The sequence below is a fragment of the Microbulbifer maximicatervae (SeqCode) genome, assembly GCF_052468095.1.
This window is the reverse complement of record NZ_CP174332.1, coordinates 1,754,827-1,768,904: the sequence shown is the minus strand read 5'-3', so window position 1 is coordinate 1,768,904 and position 14,078 is coordinate 1,754,827. Positions and strand designations below refer to the sequence as shown.

Genomic DNA, 14,078 nt, shown 5'->3' with positions numbered 1-14,078 from the left:
TAACCAACAATCAGTAATATCCGTACAACGCCTTCTCAATAGACGACGGATCTCAACAACTTATTTCAGCGCATTATGGAAGCTAACCACTCCCTGGTTCTGTGCCACCGCGCACTCTTCTCAAGCTCCTCCCAGGAGCCGATCACCGGCCTGCCACCCATGGCCGACAACCGGTGAGTGGACTCCGGTTTGGGCACAAAGGTATCCAGTGCCGCCAGCGCCTCAAAAGCGCCGACACGATTGTTGCATACGATACCCATATCACAACCGGCTTCTAGGGCTGCGCGAATCCTATCGCCATAGCCTCCGGCCGCACCCGCCCCTTCCATAGACAGATCATCACTGAAAATCACTCCATTGAATCCCAGCTGTCGCCGCAATACATCCTGCAGCCAATAGCGGGAGAATCCCACCGGCTGGCTATCAATGTTGATGAAGCGGATATGGGCCGGCATCACCGCGGTAAGTTCCTGGGTTCCAATACAATCGATAAACGGAAGTGCATCGGTTGCCAAGACCTGATCCAACGAGCGCTTATCCTCTGGCAACTCCACATGACTGTCTTCCAGCACGTGGCCATGCCCCGGAAAATGCTTGCCTGTCGTGGCCATGCCCGCTTCGCGCATCCCTTGGATAAAGGGGCGAGCCAGTGCGGTTAATTGGGCGGGGTCGGGACAAAAACTCCGATCGCCGATCACCCTGCTGTGACTGTCATCCGCATCCAATACCGGCGCGAAGCTAAAATCCACTCCTACAGCCAGCAACTCTGCGGCCAGCAGCCACCCCACATCCTGCAACTGCTCGTTACTGGCGACAGCACTGAGAGCCTGCATTGAGGGTATTCGCGTAAAGTCATCGCGAAACCGCTGAACCCTACCACCCTCCTGATCTACCGCTAGCAGGATCTCTGGTCGCACCGCACGGATGGAGTTAACCAATTGGATAAGCTGCTGGCGATCCCGATAGTTTCTCGCAAAAAAAATCAGCCCGCCCACCATCGGATGCCGAAGTAACTCACAGTCTTCCTCGGTGAGTTCAAGCCCCTCGATATCCACCATGACCGGTCCGGGTGGTAAAGACATATTAAGTTCCTTATCGATTTAAGAGTGCGCCCACTAATTATCAACCTTCAACATGGCCGAAGCAGCGGGTACCAATCGCTCAAGAGTCTGGGTCAGGGTACTGTCAGAACCGAAATCCTCCCGCAGGATAGCCTCAATCGCATCGTGGCTCGACAGTGTGAAAATGGTCGCTCCCAGCATAAAGTAGAGGCGCCAATAGAAAGTTTCTGGGTCCAAGCCCGGTAACGCTTCAGCCAGCAGTCCGGCAAAACGGCGGTAAGTATCCCCGTATCGAGATACGATAAATCGACGCAAATGCCCCTGGAACTGGGTATAGGCCAATCCTAAAAGACGCATAAATCGCTGTGGATCCTTTCCCTCCAGCCCAAGGCTTCCCAACCCAACTCGATACAGGCATTCGATCAGCTCCTCCACCCCCAGGGGCTGCCCCAGGGCAATACGGCGATCAAGCTCTTCTTCCAGAGCGTTAGTGAAAGGCGTTAAAAAGCGTTCAAATACCGCCTGTATCAATTCTTTCTTGGAGCCGAAATGGTAGTTAACTGCCGCCAGATTAACCCCGGCCGTGCTCGTAATTGTTCTCAATGAGGTTTCAGGAAAACCCCGTTCGGCAAACAGCACTTCCGCTGCATCGAGTATCCGGCTGACCGTATCTATCTGGCTCATAAGTATCAAACCACCATTTAAAACATACGTTTAATCGACGCCAGAGTAGCACATTCTCATTGATCTAGAGCCCGCCAGCTAAGCTCTCCACTCAGCAAGGTAAAAGAGTAAAAATAACAGGGAAAAGTATGTCAGGCGGTAAGATCAATACTGCTGGAGTTGATCTCCCGCCAACTTGAGCAAGTACGCCACCCCACCAGCCGACATAGCCTTTTAGTCCGGGGGCAGCTTTAACAAAAATAACTTTGAAAATTTTTTCGGTATTTTAAGATCACCCGAATAATTATTCTTTCACCTGCATATATTTCATAATCAGGGCCGCAGCCTCCTCCACACTATCAACGATATGAAAAAGGTCGAGATCACTGGCATCGATACAATCGCGCTCTAACACTGTATCTACCAACCAATCGTACAACCCACTCCAGTAACGCTTACCTACCAACACAATTGGGAAACGCCGCACTTTCTGCGTTTGCACCAAGGTAAGAGCTTCAAACAACTCATCCAACGTGCCGTAGCCACCGGGAAGTCCAACGAATCCAAGTGCGTGTTTTACAAACATAAATTTCCGTACAAAAAAATATCGGAAGTTCAAACTGATGTCCTGATATGGATTTGCCGCCTGTTCAAAAGGCAGTTCTATGTTTAGCCCAATTGATGCGCCGGGCTGCCCGAAAGCCCCTCGGTTACAAGCCTCCATCAGCCCCGGCCCACCACCGGTAATCACGGGGATCCCTTCAGCCGCGAGCAACTCTCCCAACTTTACCCCCTGTTGATATTCAGGACTGTCCTCTGTAAATCTCGCCCCTCCAAACACTGTCACTGCACCACCTAACGCTATCAGCCGCTCTATCCCATCTACCAATTCAGACTGAATGCGAAGCACTCTCCAGGCTTCCGGCATTTTTGCATCCAACATTATTTTTCCCTCTTTGTCAGTTCCTTCAACGCTTTCTTCTCTCCTTGCTTTCTCCATCAATGTAGCAGCTCACAAAGACTAAAACCTGAGGATTGCGCGAACAATAAATCTGTATATAATTCCAGCAACTGTATATAAATACAGAAAACTAGGTAAATCTATGACCAATCTCACCGCTCGTCAGTCCCAGGTTCTCGACCTGATCAAGTCCTACCTGGATGAAACAGGCTACCCGCCAACGCGGGCAGAAATTGCCCAGGAGCTCGGCTTCCGCTCACCCAATGCCGCCGAGGAACACCTGAAAGCGCTCGCCAGAAAAGGCGCCATTGAGATGGTTGCCGGCGCTTCCCGGGGTATTCGAATTCCGGATCACCAATCCGGCTTGCCGATTGTGGGTAGAGTAGCTGCGGGGAATCCCATACTCGCCAGCGAACATATTGAAGATTACTGCGACTTGCCCGCGAGCTTCTTCCACCCCCCCGCAGATTATCTGTTGAGGGTGCATGGTATGAGTATGCGAGATGCGGGCATTCTCGATGGAGACTTGCTGGCAGTGCAAAAGACCGAGCAAGTACGCAATGGCCAAATCGTCGTTGCCCGTATCGATGACGAAGTCACTGTAAAACGCTTTCGCCGCAAGGGAAATCAGGCAACCGTTCAGTTGCTACCTGAAAATGATGACTTTGAGTTAATTCAAGTCGATATGAGAGATAAGAACTTTGTGATTGAGGGATTAGCCGTAGGGGTCATTCGCCAAGCGCCTTAAACCCCTAAAAACGACAACAGCGGCCATTGGCCGCTGTTGATAAAACTCAAACTAACGCTGACGTTAGTGGATAGTATGATTTACCGGCATTAAATCATCTTCTTCCTCGAAGTAACCAGCCTCAAGATCGTCTAGATTTTGTACGGCTTCAATGCCCGCTTCCAGCATAGCCCTTGCCACAGCAACCTTGTTCTTGCGCAAAAACTGAAGGCTTTCCGCAGAAAAAGAAATGCTCACCAAAGGGTCCTCTTTGTGGCCAGCACGACGCAAGGCTACATCGCCATTAGCCAGCTCAATTATTTCAAAAGTTTCGGAGGACATTCGCTTTTCCTTCACGGCACAACAGTTTGCGCCCAGTGTACCACAGGCTTGCGATAAGTTTCATTCATCCAATTTGAGGGCTTCTGGCTCCTGACTTTCGAGGCAGTCTATTACCAGTACGCTATATCAAAGAATTACCTAAACCACTCAAGAGATCACAAGAGAAGAGTGAATTGCTTTGCACGTTACACCGGTTGCGGGTTATGTCGAGTGGGCCACAACTACTCTATTGTGACTCACTCAAAGGACAGCGGACTTTCCCGCAGAGGTGCGCCTAATATCAACAACCTTCAAAATTCGCAGGAATATTACGAATCTATTCAGAAGTTCACCGATGTCGAGTAAGCGTATTAGTTAACACTCATCCAAGTGAGCGCGCTGCCTCACCACCAACTCACTCAGCGAACGATGCCACTGAAGCAATAACTCTTTGGACAAAGGTGCAAACTCGGGCTTGGCAACTTCGTTGTGTAGCGGGATTAAATTAACCTGTTGCTGTTTTTCATCAGCACCCACAGATATTTTCTGCTGCTCTTCCCAGGCGTAAAGCATATGGGATAACCAACTCTGCGGATCGCCGACCAGGCCGGACAGCTCATTGGCCTCCGCACTAGCCCTACCCTGAACGCCCAGCGCATCAATGATCAACTGCGGAGACTCCGGTTCAAATCCCAGCTGAAGCTGGGCGGCCTGCTCTGCAAGAAAAGCCCGATAGGCCTTGCACAATTGCATCAACGCTGCCTCTTCCAGCGCATCGCGCTGGAGAGGCAAGTCCCACGGCTGTTGCAGCAACAGCTGGCTCTTGCGCAGAGCCGAAGTGACATGAATCGTGTAAGAGTTACTCATTACCTACTTCTTTGCCGCTGTCTTTTTAGCTGCGGGTTTCTTGCGCTTGGCAGCAGTGCTCTTGGTGGAGGCCTCTACTTTCCAACCACCATCGCGATAAAAAGCACGCCAACCGGTCGCCTTGCCCTCTTCCTCAGATTGAACATATTGCTCCTGGGTTTTGCGGCTGAATCGAACTACGGTATCCCGCCCACTGTCATCTTGCGTCGGAGCAGAGAATAGGAAGCTGTATTTTGGATCGATCTCACTCTGGTGAGGCAGCAGCTCTTTAACCAGGGGCGCACGGGTCTCACGGTTTTTCGGGAACTGGCTGGCAGCCAGGAATAGACCCGAGGCACCATCGCGCAGGATATAGTGATCCTCAACTTTGATACAGGCCAATTCCGGCATGGGAACCGGGTCCATTTTCGGCGGCGCCGGCTGCCCATTTTTCAGCAGCTTGCGGGTGTTTTTACAGTCTTCATTGGTACAACCGAAGTACTTGCCAAAGCGACCAGACTTCAACTGCATATCACTGCCACACTTATCGCACTCAATAATGGGGCCGTCATAGCCTTTAATTTTAAAAGTGCCCTGCTCAATCTCGTAGCCATTGCAATCCGGGTTATTGCCACAGATATGCAATTTACGCTGCTCATCTAACAGGTAGCTATCCATAGCCGTGCCGCACTTGCCGCAGCGGCGCTTCTCCCGCAGCAACCTGGATTCAGCTTCCTCGTCCTTATCCGCATCGACCGCCTCATCACCAGAAACCAGGTTCATGGTATTGGTACAACGCTCTTTTGGCGGCAGTGCGTATCCAGAGCACCCAAGGAATACACCGGTGGAGCCAGTGCGGATCTGCATATGGCGGCCACATTTGGTGCACTCGATATCGGTGTCTGTCGGCGTATTGCGACGCATACCTGCATCGGCAGACTGGGCTTTTTCCAGGCGCCCGGAAAAGTCCTGATAAAACTCATCGAGCAGTTGCTTCCAACCCTTATCACCGTCGGCAACCGCATCCAGGGATTCCTCCAGGTTTGCGGTAAATCCGTAGTCCATCAGGTTCTTGAAACTTTCGCTGAGACGGTCAGTAACAATATCCCCCATTTTCTCAGCGTAAAAACGACGGTTTTCCAAGCGGACATAACCGCGATCCTGGATCGTGGAAATAATGGAAGCATAGGTGGAGGGGCGGCCGATACCGCGCTTCTCCAGCTCCTTAACCAGGGCCGCTTCACTAAACCGCGCAGGCGGCTTGGTAAAGTGCTGCTTGGGATCCAGCTGTTGCAGGGATAGCTTTTCGCCGACCTTCACATCTGGAAGCACCAAATCTTCATCTTTTTTGCCGCTCGGTGGCGCAACTTTCAGGAAACCATCGAAACGAATAACTCGACCCCGCGCACGCAACTCAAAGTCACCAGCGCTGACCACGATTGAAGAGGAGGTAAATTGGGCGGGAGTCATCTGGCAGGCCACGAACTGCTGCCAAATCAGGTTGTATAACCTCTCCGCATCCCGCTCGACACCGGACAACATATTTGGGGCGATACGAACATCGGACGGGCGAATCGCTTCGTGCGCCTCTTGAGCGCCCTCTTTACTGCTGTAGCTATTGGGGCTTTCTGGAAGATACTTATCGCCGTAATTCTCGGCAATATAATCCCGTGCAGATTCCACAGCCTCTTTACTGAGATTAGTGGAATCTGTACGCATGTAGGTGATATGACCGGCTTCATACAAGCGCTGGGCCAGGGTCATGGTCTTCTTCACACTGAAGCCGAGACGGTTACTGGCCGCCTGCTGCAAGGTGGAAGTAATAAATGGTGCGCTGGGCTTGGAGCTGGTTGGCTTATCGTCACGGGCGGAAACAACAAACTCACTGGACTGAAGCTGCTTGGCAGCACTCATTGCCAGCTCTTCGTTGGTAGGACGGAAAGCCTCACCAGCCTGCTTTTTCACCTCGAGGCGCAGCTTGGAAGCCTTTGCCGTCGCCGTATCGGCAAACAGAGTCCAGTACTCTTCCGGGATAAACGCGCGAATCTCCCGCTCCCGCTCAACTACGAGACGGACCGCAACAGATTGCACACGCCCCGCAGACAAGCCTCTGGCCACTTTTTCCCACAGTAGAGGGGATACCATATAGCCAACGATTCGATCGAGGAAACGGCGTGCTTGCTGGGCGTTTACCCGATTAATATTCAGACGGCCGGGATCTTTGAAGGCCTCCTGAATCGCAGACTTGGTAATTTCATTAAATACTACCCGGCGGTAGCGATCGTTATCGCCACCAATTGCTTCACGCAAATGCCAGGCAATTGCCTCTCCCTCGCGATCCAAGTCCGTTGCGAGATAGATATGATCGGCGCCTTCGGCGAGTTTTTGTAACTCACTCACCACTTTCTCTTTACCCGGCAGTATCTCGTAGTGGGCTTGCCACTCGTGATCCGGGTCGATCCCCATACGCTTAATCAGCTGATCGCGGTTTTTCTTCCGCTTGTAAGCCTCTTTCGCCTCGGGGGAAAGCTTGCGTGTTTCCGCTGCACGACGGGCGCGCTCCTTTGCGTCAACCGGTTGTTTATTGCCCCCACCTGTGGGCAAATCGCGAATATGGCCGACACTGGACTTCACAACAAAGTCCTTGCCGAGATATTTATTGATGGTTTTCGCTTTGGCCGGTGATTCGACGATGACCAGTGATTTACCCATAAGCCTTTGATTTCAAATGAAAATTTACTGCTATTGCAAGTCTTTCAAGCCCTCTTATCGGGCTTGTGCTGCGCGAATATATAAGCCTCACTTCAAGCGCGGTCAAGCAAAGCTGACAATTTTCCACTCACAGTCACCAAATTTGGCACTGGGCAGTCCGCCTAAATGCGACTCAGTAGACGCTCTTTTACACCGCTAATACGGCAATCAAGACAGCCCCTCAGTCGCCGCGCGTGAACTCACTTTTCGAATAGCTTCTTCTATTAAGGGGGTGTACTCATCGAGCGACGCCATCAGTTTCTGGAAGGCTTGATTGCCTCCTGACTCCGGCCACTGAATACCGAGACCCACTGGTGTTGCAGTAATCGCACAGGCGTCCCGAGGGATTCTCTCCAGTAGCTCGCGCAAATATTTCCATGCCCCTTGCGGAGCTGGCTGGCCATCAGCCCAATCCCAAACACCGGAAAAATTCAGTTCGTGCTCAATCCGTTGTTTATCCAAAACCCACCCCACACTCAGGCCTTTGCGGTTCTGCCAGCGGTGATAATAGACAGCCGCAGTCCCATCACCCAACGCCGCAGGCAGCGCTTGGATTTGTACGGTAATGCCAGCCTGGGCCGCCCGGCTACGCAAATCTGCAAGACGGCTGTCACGGGCATTGGGCTTGAGCCACATCACCGGCCCCAGCACCAAAGCGATGGCAAATCCGACGATAATCACCGGCAACCAATCAGACATAACCACTCCTCATCAGTGGAAAAAAGTGACTATTGTGCGGTGTTCCGCGTGATCTATGTCAATCGGTTTTTTTTGCGGTAGACTCAAAATAGGTGTCACAAGGGTGTTTTTCACAGTCAATAAAAGGGATAGGAGCAGGTAAATTATGGCGAAATACCGACACATCCTCGTGGGCTTGGACCTGTCAAAAGAATCTTCTCAGGTGCTTGATAGGGCCGCTGATATGGCTGAAGCATTTGGTGCAGAGCTAAGCTTACTTCACGCCATTGAGCCCCTGACTTTTGCCTATGGCGGCGACATCCCAATGGACCTCTCCGAGGTACAGGACCAACTACAATCCCAGGCCAAGGAGCAATTGCAAAAAGCCGCCGATCGGCTGGATATCCCCGCAGATCGCCAGCACGTAATACTCGGCCAGCCATCTACTGAGATTCATCGCTTAGCCAAAGATATCGAAGCCGACTTAATCATTATTGGCAGCCACGGTCGTCACGGCTTAGCACTACTACTCGGCTCCACCGCCAACGGCGTTCTCCATGGCGCCAAATGCGATGTTCTGGCGATTCGGGTACATATGGAAGACGAATAATCCTTCAAAATTGGGGAGGGGGAAGCAGCAATAATTGCAGCTTCCCCTTCAACTTAGTCGTCTCCCCCCTCCAGCTCTGACCAGCGTTCAAATGCTTCTTCGAGCTGGGCTTGTCTTTCCGTCAGGGTGTTCAGCTTAGCCTGCACCAACGCCTGCTCCTGCTGATAAAAACTGGGGTCGGCAACCTCTTGCTCAATAGCCCCTATCTCTTCTTCCAAAGACTCAATCAAGGCGGGCAGGCTATCCAGCTCTCTTTGAAGCTTATAGCTCAGTTTCTTTTTCTTCGCCGGAGCCGCCTCCTGGGACTGGGGCTTTTCCTTTGGTTTACTAGCAGCTGGCTTAACTTCTTTCAGCTCAGCGACAAAGCTGCCACCTTGGCGCACAAAATCCCCATAACCGCCCACGTATTCACGGATGCGGCCATCCCCCTCAAATGCGAGGCATGAGCCCACCACATTATCCAGGAAAGCACGGTCATGGCTCACCAGCAGAACCGTTCCGCCAAAGTCCAGGAGTAACTGCTCAAGCAGCTCCAGGGTTTCTACATCCAGGTCATTGGTGGGCTCGTCGAGCACCAAAATATTGGCGGGCTGGCTAAACAATTTTGCCAGCAAGGCGCGATTTCGCTCTCCACCACTCAAGGCGCTGACTTTAGTACGGGCTTTAACACCACTAAAAAGAAAATCGGCCAAATAAGACATTACGTGGCGGCTTTTACCACCAATAGTCACTGAGTCGCGCCCTTCGGCGACATTATCTAGCACAGTCAAATCGGGATTCAGCTGATCCCGGCGCTGATCGAAATAGGCCACTTGCTGCTTGGTACCCAGGCGCACACTCCCCCCCTGGGACTTTAGCTCTCCCAGCAGCAATTTGATCAGGGTACTTTTGCCGACACCATTGGGGCCTATTAGGCCAACGCGGTCTCCACGCATCAGCGTGAATGATAAATCCCTAATCAACGCTTGCTCATCGGGGTAAGCAAAAGTGACGCCCTTCAACTCAGCGACCAATTTGCCGGACATCTCACCGCTATCCAGGGCCATCTTGGCTATACCCTGCTGGGACCGGCGCGCTTCCCTTTGGCGACGCAGTGCTTGAAGCGCTCTTACCCGCCCCTCATTACGGGTTCGGCGAGCCTTGATGCCCTGGCGAATCCAGGCCTCTTCCTGTGCCAACTTCTTGTCGAAAAGAGCTTCATTCTTTGCCTCTTCTTCAAGAAGCTTCTCTTTTTCCTCCTGGTAACGGTCGAACTTGCAGCGAAATGTCCGCAGGTGTCCACGATCCAAATCCCATACGCTGGTGGCCAAACGTTGTGCCAATGCACGATCATGGCTCACAAACAAAAGAGCGCCACGATAGCTGGCGAGGAAATTCTCAAGCCATTCGACTGCAGCAATATCCAGGTGGTTGGTTGGCTCATCCAGTATCAGCAGATCAGGCTCCACCACCAAAGCGCGAGCCAGAGCAGCACGGCGCTGCCAGCCACCGGAAAGGTCGGCAACCTTTTCGTCTGCATCGAGCCCCAAACGATCTAATACACTGTCCACTTTCGGCAGAAGCTCCCAACCGTGAGCCGCTTCGATTTTGGCTTGTAGCTCTGCTGTGGGGGAGTCCCTGTACGCCGACAAAACAGCGCCTATTTCGCCCAATCCCATAGCAACATATCCGTAGACAGAATCGGGGCAATCGGCAGGTAACTCCTGCTCCAAAACCGCTTGAACCATACCGCTGGCACGAACAATCTCGCCGCTATCCGCGTCAACTTGCCCCGCTATCAAGCGCAACAGGCTGGATTTCCCCTCCCCATTACGCCCCACAAGGCATATACGATCTCCACGTTCAACTTTTGCGCTGACATTGTCTGCCAGTACCTGGGTCCCGTAACGAAGACTGACCCCATCCAATAGAAGCAACATAAATAGGCACTACAATTATCAAACCCGAACCTCAATCCCGCTGATGAAAGAAGCGAAGTCGGCTCTTTCGGGTTCTGTGAAAAATCAGCTATTTTACGCGTTTTTACCGTATAGTCAGTCATAGCTGGAAACACACGTCCAACTGAGGTAATTGAGATGTCAGCTGACGCAAAAGGAATCGCGCTTCTTTCTGCCCTAATCATCACCTGTCTCTGCACAGCCGTGCCCACTAATGCACAATCTGTTCAGGCAACCACTATCGCACCGGAAGTATCCGAAGATGATCGTGCGGCGCAGAGAGAAAAGCTGCGCCAGGCCCGGCAGGCGATAAAATACAAGGATCGACGGCAACTTCGAGCACTTAAAGCTGAGCTCAAAGATTATCCCCTCGCTGCTTATATTGACTATTGGGCGCTCAGTGAAAAACTGCACCAACTGCCCTTAAAAGAAGTTGATCAATTCCTGGAGAGCAACAGAGGCACGGCTATTGGCGACTGGATGATGGTCAGGTTGTTGCGCCAACTCGGTAGTCAAAAAAAGTTCTCGACTTACCTGCGCTATTATCAACCTTCGCAACACAGTCGCACCTCACTCCGCTGCTATTACGCCGATGCCCTATCGCGCCGAGGCGGCTATCAGGCAGAAACACAGCAGTTGATATCAGAACTCTGGCTTGTTGGGCGGTCCCAAGTCGAGGAGTGCGACCCCGTTTTTGCGCGCTGGATGAAAAACGGCGGCTTGACGCAGGAACTCGCTTGGAAGCGGCACCTGCTGGCAGTCGAAGAAGGCAATCTCGATTTGGCACGTTATATCGCCAAAAAAATGACGCCAGCCCAAGCAGAGAAAGCCAAACTTTTACGCTCGGTCCATCGCAACCCACAGATGCTTCTCACTGATACCAAATTCGCCTACAACCCACTGGAATATCGCGATATCGTATTGCACGGATTGCACCAATTGGCGAAAAAAGACGCGATCAAAGCGGAAACTGCCTGGCACCGCTATCAGGCCAGTTACTTGTTTTCAGATGCCCAACAAGAAGCCATGTTCAAGCACTTGGCGCGTCAATTTGCTCGCCAGGATAATATGCAGCGCTTGCAACAGCTGGTTGAACATCACACAGTGACCGATGGCCGCACCATCGAGTGGCTAGCCAGACAATCCCTACGTGAATTAAATTGGCAACAGGTCGCGTTCTGGATTGACCGCCTGCCTGAGGAGAAACAACAACTCGACCGGTGGATATATTGGAAAGCCCGCTCACTGGAAGAACTTTATGGCACAGGAAGTTCTGAAGCTTCCTCTCACCTTTACCGCAAAGCCGCCCGCAATCGCAGTTACTACGGTTTCCTTGCCGCTGATACCTTGGGGCAACAGTACAGCTTTGAGCACAGGCCGGCACCAATCACCCCCATTCAAGTGCAGGAGATGGCAAAGCGCCCCGAACTGCAGAGAGCCCGAGAATTACAAGCAATAGGCGAACTCTTCCATGCCCGAAGGGAATGGAGCTATGCCACAAGAGCTATGGACCATCAGGAATTGCTTGCGGCCGGCAAAGTAGCTAGCGCCTGGGGTTGGTACCATAAATCAATCCAGTCAGTGCTTGCGGCTGACTACCTCGACGACTTGGAACTGCGATTCCCACTCGCTTTTTCCGATATTGTTCACGATGTAAGCAAACAGGTCGGCGCCCAGAGCTCGGCTCTTGAACCTTATCTGATTTACGCTGTAGCACGACAAGAGAGCCACTTTAGCCACGATGCAAAATCCAGCTCCGGGGCCCTGGGACTTATGCAATTGCTCCCATCGACCGCAAAAGCTACTGCACGCAGAGCGGGGGTGCGCTATCGACGCAGCTGGGACCTATTGAGCCCCAACACCAATATTGCGCTGGGCAGCTTTTACTTAAGTAGCTTGCTTAACCGCTTTGACAATAACCGCTTTCTGGCAGCCGCCGCCTATAATGCCGGGCCAACCCGCGTAGCGGGATGGCTAAAAGAGACCCGAAAACAGCTGCCCTATGATGTGTGGATTGAAACCATTCCATTCCGGGAAACGCGTAATTATGTGCAAAATGTACTTGCCTATTCGGTAATTTACGCCTACCGAAGCGGCACCAAGCTGCAACTATTAAGGGAGAGTGAAGCTGCGAGCCGACTGTAATTTAAAGCCGCTCCTTCAGCCAATCTTGCAATTGCACCTGGTCAAACGGCCAACCGCAAACATCGTCGGGGTCTCCAAGGCCAACCACCGGAATGCGGATAGAAAAGCGCTCCATTAACGCTTCATCCTCGGCGATATCCACCTCGCGAAGACGCAAGTTGAATTTTTCCAGCGCAGGCCAAATTTCAATTTTGGCTTTTTCGCACAGGCCGCAACCCAAAGTGGTGTAGAGCAAAAGCTCTTTTATATCGCTCATCCAAAAACCCCCTGGCTGCTGCCCCAGAGATATCCCGCAACACTTAGCGCAAGCCCCGCTACTAAAAGCCACGTTTTACTTCTAGCCTTTGGCTTATCGACTTCCTCAGGTACCTCCTCGGACAAACTGGGTTGCACTGCATAGGGGACTGTATCGGCGTCTCCAGGGACAGAGGAAGAACTGGGCAATTCGAACTCCGGCAAAGCCGGGCGTACAGCCGTGCGGTTGTTATCGTCAGCTGGGCCGACAATTGAAAAACTTAAAGTGTCGAGTCGGAGCTCATCTCCCCTGCGCACCCGACTCTCACTAACCTTTCTATTATTGACAAAAGTCCCATTTGCCGAACCTAAGTCAATAACGAACAGTAAGCCCTCCCTTACTTCGAGACGAGCGTGCCTACGCGAAAGATGAGAAAGCGAAAAAGTTATATCACACTCATCGGAGCGCCCAATTACCGCACTCTCTTTCACAGGGAACACCTTTCCTGCAATAGCCCGGTGATTGGCTCTTAGCGCCCAGGCAACGCCCTGATTCGAAGCAGCCTTAGGGGGCCCAGACTTGAGCTTAGTTACCTTCGGGTCGATTACCTGGAGTAAACGGCTGCCCACTTTGACCTGATCGTTTATTTTTAACTGGCACGGTGTACCAGTTGGCTGACCATTAAGCAAAACACGGGCCGCGCCCGACAAATTGTGCAAAGTCAGAACATCGCCATTAACTGCAATTTTAAGGTGCGACTTCGCTACGGAATCATCGGCAATACACAAGTCACTACTCTGCGCCCGCCCCACAGTTACTCCCGGCGATACCAGCCATACGCTCTGGCTGAGATCATTGACATCACAAAGTTTGAGCATCGAAATCGCTCCTAAAGCCAAAATGGCCGTGTGAAATTGGCCAATTATTGAAGACAGTGAGCTTAACTAATGTTAAAAAGCAGCCGAAACACTCACTTTTATTGATAAAGTTGAGTTTATCATGGGCGATATCATTAGCGTGTGATTCGGTTTGCAGCTTAAAATAGCCCAAAGGTCTAGTATTTAACAGATTCAGCGATGACCTACAAAGTGATCGGCAACTTGAATAAGCCGAGAGCACAACAGGGAAGAGGCGTGTGATTAC

General features: G+C 51.8%; 13 protein-coding genes. 3 read left to right on the top strand and 10 right to left on the bottom strand.

Going from position 1 to position 14,078, the window contains the following annotated elements:
• Positions 1-65: 65 nt before the first annotated feature.
• The 3 genes from nagZ to ACJJIL_RS07590 all read right to left on the bottom strand — a co-directional run bounded on the left by nagZ (position 66) and on the right by ACJJIL_RS07590 (position 2,667).
• Positions 66-1,082 (bottom strand): beta-N-acetylhexosaminidase, encoded by a 1,017-nt coding sequence (gene nagZ / locus ACJJIL_RS07600; protein WP_444897698.1) that lies wholly within the window; start codon positions 1,080-1,082, stop codon positions 66-68.
• A 33-nt stretch (positions 1,083-1,115) separates the two neighbouring features.
• Positions 1,116-1,745 (bottom strand): TetR/AcrR family transcriptional regulator, encoded by a 630-nt coding sequence (locus ACJJIL_RS07595; protein WP_282932323.1) that lies wholly within the window; start codon positions 1,743-1,745, stop codon positions 1,116-1,118.
• A 283-nt stretch (positions 1,746-2,028) separates the two neighbouring features.
• The gene (locus ACJJIL_RS07590; RefSeq protein ID WP_282932322.1) at positions 2,029-2,667 is read right to left on the bottom strand and encodes an LOG family protein; all 639 of its coding nucleotides are present in this window, start codon (positions 2,665-2,667) and stop codon (positions 2,029-2,031) included.
• A gap of 160 nt (positions 2,668-2,827) precedes the next feature.
• On the opposite strand from ACJJIL_RS07590, the gene lexA reads away from it, so the two are divergent.
• Positions 2,828-3,433 (top strand): transcriptional repressor LexA, encoded by a 606-nt coding sequence (lexA, locus tag ACJJIL_RS07585; protein WP_413662434.1) that lies wholly within the window; start codon positions 2,828-2,830, stop codon positions 3,431-3,433.
• A 63-nt stretch (positions 3,434-3,496) separates the two neighbouring features.
• Here lexA and ACJJIL_RS07580 read toward each other — a convergent pair whose 3' ends face one another.
• The 4 genes from ACJJIL_RS07580 to ACJJIL_RS07565 all read right to left on the bottom strand — a co-directional run bounded on the left by ACJJIL_RS07580 (position 3,497) and on the right by ACJJIL_RS07565 (position 8,029).
• Positions 3,497-3,754 carry a hypothetical protein gene (locus ACJJIL_RS07580; RefSeq protein WP_282932320.1) on the bottom strand — a complete coding sequence of 86 codons (258 nt, stop codon included), beginning with the start codon at positions 3,752-3,754 and terminating at the stop codon, positions 3,497-3,499.
• 354 nt (positions 3,755-4,108) lie between these two features.
• Positions 4,109-4,600 carry a DUF6586 family protein gene (locus ACJJIL_RS07575; protein WP_444911030.1) on the bottom strand — a complete coding sequence of 164 codons (492 nt, stop codon included), beginning with the start codon at positions 4,598-4,600 and terminating at the stop codon, positions 4,109-4,111.
• Between the two features lie 3 nt (positions 4,601-4,603).
• The gene (gene topA, locus ACJJIL_RS07570) at positions 4,604-7,291 is read right to left on the bottom strand and encodes a type I DNA topoisomerase (RefSeq protein ID WP_282932318.1); all 2,688 of its coding nucleotides are present in this window, start codon (positions 7,289-7,291) and stop codon (positions 4,604-4,606) included.
• A 207-nt stretch (positions 7,292-7,498) separates the two neighbouring features.
• Positions 7,499-8,029, bottom strand: a complete 531-nt coding sequence (locus ACJJIL_RS07565; RefSeq protein WP_444907928.1) for a hypothetical protein — start codon at positions 8,027-8,029, stop codon at positions 7,499-7,501.
• A gap of 145 nt (positions 8,030-8,174) precedes the next feature.
• On the opposite strand from ACJJIL_RS07565, the gene ACJJIL_RS07560 reads away from it, so the two are divergent.
• The gene (locus ACJJIL_RS07560; RefSeq protein ID WP_282932316.1) at positions 8,175-8,618 is read left to right on the top strand and encodes a universal stress protein; all 444 of its coding nucleotides are present in this window, start codon (positions 8,175-8,177) and stop codon (positions 8,616-8,618) included.
• A 53-nt stretch (positions 8,619-8,671) separates the two neighbouring features.
• Here ACJJIL_RS07560 and ACJJIL_RS07555 read toward each other — a convergent pair whose 3' ends face one another.
• A complete protein-coding gene (locus tag ACJJIL_RS07555) occupies positions 8,672-10,537 on the bottom strand; it encodes an ATP-binding cassette domain-containing protein (RefSeq protein ID WP_444897700.1) in 1,866 nt (621 codons plus the stop codon).
• Positions 10,538-10,693: 156 nt separating this feature from the next.
• Here ACJJIL_RS07555 and ACJJIL_RS07550 point away from each other — a divergent pair, with 156 nt between their 5' ends.
• Positions 10,694-12,700, top strand: coding sequence for a transglycosylase SLT domain-containing protein (locus tag ACJJIL_RS07550; protein ID WP_445361587.1), 2,007 nt, complete (start codon positions 10,694-10,696; stop codon positions 12,698-12,700).
• A gap of 1 nt (position 12,701) precedes the next feature.
• Here ACJJIL_RS07550 and ACJJIL_RS07545 read toward each other — a convergent pair whose 3' ends face one another.
• Positions 12,702-12,956 (bottom strand): glutaredoxin family protein, encoded by a 255-nt coding sequence (locus ACJJIL_RS07545; protein WP_413662439.1) that lies wholly within the window; start codon positions 12,954-12,956, stop codon positions 12,702-12,704.
• Positions 12,953-13,813 (bottom strand): FHA domain-containing protein, encoded by an 861-nt coding sequence (locus ACJJIL_RS07540; protein ID WP_445361586.1) that lies wholly within the window; start codon positions 13,811-13,813, stop codon positions 12,953-12,955. The genes ACJJIL_RS07545 and ACJJIL_RS07540 overlap by 4 nt, the downstream gene beginning before the upstream one ends.
• Positions 13,814-14,078 lie beyond the last annotated feature (265 nt).

Bases quoted from the DNA above. Each gene is read 5' to 3' on its own strand.
- lexA (WP_413662434.1), top strand. From the start codon at position 2,828: ATGACCAATCTCACCGCTCGTCAGTCCCAGGTTCTCGACCTGATCAAG.
- ACJJIL_RS07595 (WP_282932323.1), bottom strand. From the start codon at position 1,745: ATGAGCCAGATAGATACGGTCAGCCGGATACTCGATGCAGCGGAAGTG.
- ACJJIL_RS07560 (WP_282932316.1), top strand. From the start codon at position 8,175: ATGGCGAAATACCGACACATCCTCGTGGGCTTGGACCTGTCAAAAGAA.
- ACJJIL_RS07580 (WP_282932320.1), bottom strand. From the start codon at position 3,754: ATGTCCTCCGAAACTTTTGAAATAATTGAGCTGGCTAATGGCGATGTA.
- ACJJIL_RS07550 (WP_445361587.1), top strand. From the start codon at position 10,694: ATGTCAGCTGACGCAAAAGGAATCGCGCTTCTTTCTGCCCTAATCATC.
- topA (WP_282932318.1), bottom strand. From the start codon at position 7,291: ATGGGTAAATCACTGGTCATCGTCGAATCACCGGCCAAAGCGAAAACC.
- ACJJIL_RS07555 (WP_444897700.1), bottom strand. From the start codon at position 10,537: ATGTTGCTTCTATTGGATGGGGTCAGTCTTCGTTACGGGACCCAGGTA.
- nagZ (WP_444897698.1), bottom strand. From the start codon at position 1,082: ATGTCTTTACCACCCGGACCGGTCATGGTGGATATCGAGGGGCTTGAA.
- ACJJIL_RS07565 (WP_444907928.1), bottom strand. From the start codon at position 8,029: ATGTCTGATTGGTTGCCGGTGATTATCGTCGGATTTGCCATCGCTTTG.
- ACJJIL_RS07540 (WP_445361586.1), bottom strand. From the start codon at position 13,813: ATGCTCAAACTTTGTGATGTCAATGATCTCAGCCAGAGCGTATGGCTG.
- ACJJIL_RS07590 (WP_282932322.1), bottom strand. From the start codon at position 2,667: ATGTTGGATGCAAAAATGCCGGAAGCCTGGAGAGTGCTTCGCATTCAG.
- ACJJIL_RS07545 (WP_413662439.1), bottom strand. From the start codon at position 12,956: ATGAGCGATATAAAAGAGCTTTTGCTCTACACCACTTTGGGTTGCGGC.
- ACJJIL_RS07575 (WP_444911030.1), bottom strand. From the start codon at position 4,600: ATGAGTAACTCTTACACGATTCATGTCACTTCGGCTCTGCGCAAGAGC.